The organism is Rhizobium sp. PEPV16 (assembly GCF_008919455.1).
Lineage (GTDB): Bacteria > Pseudomonadota > Alphaproteobacteria > Rhizobiales > Rhizobiaceae > Rhizobium > Rhizobium leguminosarum_Q.
Window position 1 is genome coordinate 1 of the sequence record NZ_VSZV01000122.1, and the last position, 5,871, is coordinate 5,871.

At 60.0% G+C, this 5,871-nt stretch carries 5 protein-coding genes and 1 tRNA gene; 1 reads left to right on the forward strand and 5 read right to left on the reverse strand.

Features of this window, described 5'->3' with window-relative positions; all coding sequences use genetic code 11:
- Positions 1-1,737 (forward strand): radical SAM protein (locus FY112_RS01940; protein WP_151517515.1); only part of this gene is annotated, 1,737 nt, incomplete at its 5' end.
- A gap of 143 nt (positions 1,738-1,880) precedes the next feature.
- On the opposite strand, the gene FY112_RS01945 is transcribed toward FY112_RS01940, so the two are convergent.
- The 5 genes from FY112_RS01945 to FY112_RS01965 form a co-directional block, all read right to left on the reverse strand.
- On the reverse strand, positions 1,881-2,303 hold the full coding sequence (locus FY112_RS01945; RefSeq protein WP_151517516.1) for a nuclear transport factor 2 family protein: 423 nt from the start codon (positions 2,301-2,303) through the stop codon (positions 1,881-1,883).
- 175 nt (positions 2,304-2,478) lie between these two features.
- Entirely contained in the window at positions 2,479-3,963 is a 1,485-nt protein-coding gene (gene tig / locus FY112_RS01950) for a trigger factor (RefSeq protein ID WP_151517517.1), read from the reverse strand.
- A gap of 198 nt (positions 3,964-4,161) precedes the next feature.
- A tRNA-Leu gene (locus FY112_RS01955) sits at positions 4,162-4,246 on the reverse strand.
- A 153-nt stretch (positions 4,247-4,399) separates the two neighbouring features.
- Positions 4,400-4,990 (reverse strand): GDYXXLXY domain-containing protein, encoded by a 591-nt coding sequence (locus FY112_RS01960; RefSeq protein ID WP_151517518.1) that lies wholly within the window; start codon positions 4,988-4,990, stop codon positions 4,400-4,402.
- Positions 4,987-5,871, reverse strand: an 885-nt coding sequence (locus FY112_RS01965) for a DUF2157 domain-containing protein (RefSeq protein ID WP_151517519.1), incomplete at its 5' end; no start/stop codon positions are given. The genes FY112_RS01965 and FY112_RS01960, both read right to left, overlap by 4 nt.

Consider the following 5,871-nt stretch of genomic DNA (forward strand, 5'->3'; position numbering starts at 1 on the left):
TTTCAGCTGATCCTGATCAAGCCGTCGCATTATGACGACGACGGCTATGTCATCCGCTGGTGGCGGGCGATGATCCCCTCCAATTCGCTTGCGGCGCTCTACGGCATTGCCGCCGAATGTGCCGAGCGCAAGGTGCTCGGCGACGATACGGCCATCGACATCACTGTGATCGACGAGACCAATACGCGGATCGATGTCGCCGGACTGCTGGCGCAGTTCAAGCGTCACGACAATTTCGGCATGATTTCGCTCGTCGGCGTCCAGACCAACCAGTATCCGCGTGCCCTCGATATCGCCCGACCCTTCCGCGATGCCGGCCTGCCGGTTTCGATCGGCGGCTTCCATGTTTCCGGCTGCCTGTCGATGCTTGATGGCAAGGCTGTCGGGCTCGACGCCTGCCGCGACATGGGCATCTCGATGTTTGCCGGCGAAGCCGAGGGCCGGCTCGACATGGTGCTGCGCGACGCCGCCGCCGGCGAGCTGAAGCCGCTCTATAATTTCATGAATGACCTTCCCGGTATCGGCGGCACGCCGGTTCCCTTCCTGCCGAAGGACAATATCCAGCGCACGCTCGGACTCAGCACCAGCTTCGATGCCGGACGTGGCTGTCCCTATCAGTGCTCGTTCTGCACCATCATCAACGTACAGGGACGCAAGTCGCGCTTCCGCTCGGCCGACGACGTCGAAAAGCTGGTGCGGATGAACTGGGCGCAGGGCATCCACAAATTCTTCATCACCGACGACAATTTCGCCCGCAACAAGGATTGGGAAGCGATCTTCGACCGGCTGATCGAACTCAAGGAACGGGACGGCATTCCGCTCGGCCTGATGATCCAGGTCGACACGCTCTGCCACAAGATCCCCAATTTCATCGAGAAATCCAGGCGCGCCGGCGTGACGCGCGTCTTCATCGGCCTCGAAAACGTCAATCCTGATAATCTGACCGCCGCCAAGAAGAACCAGAACAAGATCACCGAATACCGCAAGATGCTGCTCGCCTGGAAGGCGCAGGGCATCATGACGCTTGCCGGTTATATCCTGGGCTTCCCCGCCGATACGCCGGAATCGATCCGCCGCGACATCACGATCATCCAGGAAGAGTTGCCGCTCGACGTCATCGAATTCTTCATCCTGACGCCGCTGCCCGGCTCCGAGGACCATCAGGTCCTGTGGAAGAAGGGCGTCGAGATGGATGCCGATCTCAACATCTACGATGTCGAGCATGTCTGCACCGCGCATCCGAAGATGAGCAAGCAGGAATGGGAAGACATCTACCAGGAGGCCTGGGCGCTCTATTATTCGCCTGATCATATGAAGACGCTGCTGCGCCGCGCCGTGGCGACCGGCGTACCGCTCGCAAGGCTCGTCAAGGTTCTGGTCTCCTTCGCGACCACCGTGCCGCTGGAAAACGTGCACCCGCTGCAAAGCGGCCTGCTGCGCCTGAAGACGCCTTCGGAGCGGCGCCCAGACCTGCCGCGCGAGAATCCGCTGGTCTTCTGGCCGCGCTTTGCCTGGGAAACCTTCCGCAAACATGCTTCGCTCGCCGGCACGATCATTGGCCTGACGATTTCGGCGTTCTTGATTTCAAGGGACGCGAAGTCGAAGACCTACATGGATCAGGCCCTGACGCCGGTCGCCGACGACGAAGAGGAAACGCTCCACCTCTTCACACAGACCGCCGGCGGCGCCGCAGCCGTGAGCCATGTCAGGAAAGTCGCGCAACTGACCGCGCATTGAGCGGCGATTCTTGCAACCGCGGCCGATGCCTGTCGTCCGAACACATGGGCTGCATCAAACTCCAAGCGAATGGATGTCGCTAAAGCGCGTCGCATGAATCAAGTTTGAGAACGCGCTTTGGAGGCTCCGACCTTGGTGGTCGTTTAAGCGACTTGGATCATCTTAGTCGTCTCAGCCACTTGCAGCGTGTCTACGAATTCGACGATCTTGACCGGTTTCCCATCTCGGAAATGGATCTTGTCGACGAATTCCGTATGAAAGCTCACGCCCGATGGGATGTGCCTGACCTCGCCTTCGCGGTGGGCAAAGACCATATGCTCATCTTCGTCCACATAGATGCCGGCTGTCCTGATATTCGACAGATCCCACACAGTGATAAGCTGCGTTATCGCCTGGCGAAAAGAATCCCCGCTGGCTTCAGTCGAAAAAGGCGCCAGCCGTGTATTGCCGACCATGCGAAAGGTGCAATTCTCGCCGATCAGCGCCAGCGTAGCTTCGACATCGCCACGGTCACGCACAGCATAGATTTCCTCGACGAGCTTCTTCATTTCGTGCTTTGCGGTCATTTTCAGGTCCCTCCACCATCAGCGAAATTTGCATCTAATTATACTTTGATGCAACTCCTTGTTGTTCCGGACGAATAAGCACAATGGAGTAGGCGGCGAGAATGAACTGCCCTGGACAATAGAAAAAGGCCCCGCACGATGGCGAGGCCTTCCAAACTTCTGAACCGAAAAGCGATTATTCGGCGCTTTCGTCAGCCGCCTTCTTCTTCGGAGCAGCCTTCTTCTTCGGTGCGGCTTCTTCGCCTTCACCGGCGTCAGTTGCTTCGGCCTTGGCGGCAGCCTTCTTCTTCGGTGCTGCCTTCTTGGTTTCGGCCTTCGCTTCGCCTTCTTCCTCGGCGAGCAGCTCTTCCTTCGTGACCTTCTTGTCGGTGACGTCGATTTCGGTCAGCAGGTGATCGATGACCTTCTCTTCGAAGATCGGTGCGCGGATCGAAGCGGCGGCACCCGGCTGGCTGCGGAAGAATTCGAGGATCTGCTTTTCCTGGCCCGGATACTGGCGCAGCTGATCGTAGATGGCGCGCTGCATCTCGTCTTCGCTGACCTCGACGCCGGCCTTTTCGCCGATTTCGGAGAGAACGAGACCGAGGCGGACGCGACGCTCGGCGAGCGTCTTGTATTCCTCGCGAGCCTTCTCCTCGGTCGTGTCTTCGTCCTCGAAGGTCTTGCCGGACTGGGCGAGGTCGTTGTTCACCTGGCTCCAGATGCCGTTATATTCGGCGTCGACGAGCGAGTTCGGGGTCTCGAACTTGTACATCTCGTCAAGCTGGTCGAGGATCTGACGCTTCAGCTTCTGGCGGGTCAGCGAGCCGTACTGCGATTCGATCTGGCCACGGACGATCTCCTTCAGGCGATCGGCGGATTCGATGCCGAGCTTGGAAGCGAGTTCATCGTTGATCTCGACAGCGGTGGGTGCCGCGACTTCCTTGACTGTGACGTCGAAGGTCGCTTCCTTGCCGGCGAGGTTCTTGGCCGGATAGTCGGCCGGGAAGGTCACGGTGATGGTCTTCTCGGCGCCGGCCTTGACGCCGACAAGCTGATCTTCGAAGCCCGGGATGAAACGGCCGGAGCCGAGCACCAGTTCGGCGCCCTGGTCGGTGCCGCCTTCGAAGGCTTCGCCGTCGACCTTGCCGACATAATCCATGGTGATGCGGTCGCCGTTCGCGGCCTTGCCGGTCTTGGTCTCATAGGCGCGGGCGCTTTCGGCGACCTTCAGGACCTGCTCGTTGACTTCGTCGTCCGAGATGTCGATTACTTCGCGCGTGACCTTGATGCCCTTGACCGACTTCAGTTCGATCGGCGGCAGAACTTCGTAGGAGAGCGTGAATTCGAAATCCTGCTCGGCGGCGAGGATTTTGTCGGCTTCGTCCTTGTCTTCCGTCATGGCGATTTCCGGCTGCGTGGCCGACTTCTCGCCACGGCTGGACAGGATGGCGGCCGGCTGCTCGCGGACGATCTCGTTGACGAGGTCGGCCATGATCGACTTGCCGTAGACCTTCTTCAGGTGAGCGGCAGGCACCTTGCCCGGACGGAAGCCGTTGATGCGAACCTTGTCCTTCACATCGGCAAGACGCTCATTCATCTTGTCTTGCATGTCCTTGGCCGGGATAACGACCTTGATTTCGCGCTTCAGCCCTTCAGCGAGCGTTTCGATAACCTGCATGTCTTCCTACCTTCATTTCGTGGCGGCCGTGCCCAGACGCCGTTCGTTTCGATGAGCACGACGCCGGCGATCCTGCCGCGCGTGGCTTTTCCCAATTCCATATCATTCCGCCCAAAGCGGAATGGCACTCGCGGGCTATTCGGGACATCTCAATTGTTCTGGAACAACCGATTCTTAGTCTCCCGCCTGCAAACAGCTTGGTGCGGGTAGAGAGACTTGAACTCCCACGCCTTGCGGCACCAGAACCTAAATCTGGCGTGTCTACCAATTTCACCATACCCGCGTTCACAAAACCGCATGCCTATGCCTGCGCATGAGGCCTTCCGGAGCGCGGCGTCTCTATATCACCCGATTTGGTCGAGGCAAAGGAAAAATGAACGGCAAATGACAGGGGATTTGCAGCCCCGGAACCGCCCTGCCCCGAAGTGCGACGCGATCAGTAAAGCGGCTCATCGTAAACCGGCTTGCCGTCAACCAGCAGACTGCGGATCTGCGCGCTTCCATCAGGCGAGACACGCACTGCGATGGCGACGTTGCCGTCATTGCGGGCCTCCTCGATCGGCTTGCCCTCGCCTTCAGGAACATAGTAGCGCTCGATGCCGTATTCGACACGCATACTGTCGCCGGCGGCAAGTCCGCCACTATAAAATGGCTGGCTGCGCAGGATCACGGTGTCCGGCTGCGGAGGCAGTTCGCGAAAGGACGATTCGGTCACCGTCCAGAAACCGTCCTCCTGCTTCTTCAACCGGACCCATAACACCCGTTCGCCGGCCTCGGCCGGAATGCCGCCGGAAACCGTCTGCACCGGCACCGAGGAAATGTCGTAGTTCAAGACGACATAGTCGCCGCGCAGGAAATCGCGCGGATCGACGGGCGCCGTCTTCAGCAGCACCTCGGCGCCATCGCTGAGGATCGACGCCCGGCTCTGGATGATCGTGCCGAGGATAAGGGTCTGCAGACCGGCGACGATGATGGCCGAAAGCAGATAGCCCTTGCCGGATTGCAGCTTTGCGATGAACGAGTTCATGCCCGTTCCCCCTGTGCATTCGCCGAAAAACGCCGTTCAAGACGGATGACCATCCAGGCGACCAGCGCGACCACGAGACCGGAGAAGAGGAAGAGGCTTGACGTGCCGAGGATCGAGCCGACGGTGACGGAGGCGAGATAGAGCATCTCCGCGGCAAAGGTCGCGTAGGCGAGATATCGCACCGCGCCATTATCCCTGCCACGCAGGACGATCGCCAGCACGGAAGCGGCAAGCGTCACCACTCCGAGCACCACCAGCCCCCAGCCATCCTCGATCTCGATATGCAGCAGCAGGAAGCCAATTGCGGCGACGAGGAAGCTGTAGAAGGCAGGAGCCGCACCGGCGGTTTTGACCAAGGAGGCAATAGGCCGGGGGGGCAAGGCCGTCAGGACGAAGGCGGCCATGCCGCCGATTGCAAAGGCAAGCGCCACGGCGATCTCCTCATAAAGAGTATAGAGCCAGGCGAGCCAACCGATCAGCAGAAGATAGGCGAGGTGGCGGCCCCGCTCGGCGCCGGTATACCGCACCAGCCCGATGACGATCACCGCCATGACCGGCGCCATCCAGGGATCGAGACCGATCCAATGCGTGTCGTTATCCTGCAGATAAACCGCAAAGGATGCCCAGGAGAGGAAGCCCGCGACGACGGTCACGGCGGCTGAACGGAACAGGATCGCCGAGACTGTCGCAATCGCGAACCACAGATACATCACCGTCTGCTGGTCGCCGGAGAGATGATACATCTGCCCGACCAGCGAGATGGCGCCGCCGAAACTCATTGCGCCGATGACCAGCAAGCCGCCTGCGGCGGCTGTCGCACCGCGGGCAAGCATCCGGGCGGCGGCGATATGCACGAACCAGATCAGGGCAAGGATGCCCCC

What these genes read in the sequence shown, in the direction of transcription:
- FY112_RS01960 (WP_151517518.1), bottom strand. Translation starts at nt 4,990, where the DNA reads ATGAACTCGTTCATCGCAAAGCTGCAATCCGGCAAGGGCTATCTGCTT.
- tig (WP_151517517.1), bottom strand. Translation starts at nt 3,963, where the DNA reads ATGCAGGTTATCGAAACGCTCGCTGAAGGGCTGAAGCGCGAAATCAAG.
- FY112_RS01945 (WP_151517516.1), bottom strand. Translation starts at nt 2,303, where the DNA reads ATGACCGCAAAGCACGAAATGAAGAAGCTCGTCGAGGAAATCTATGCT.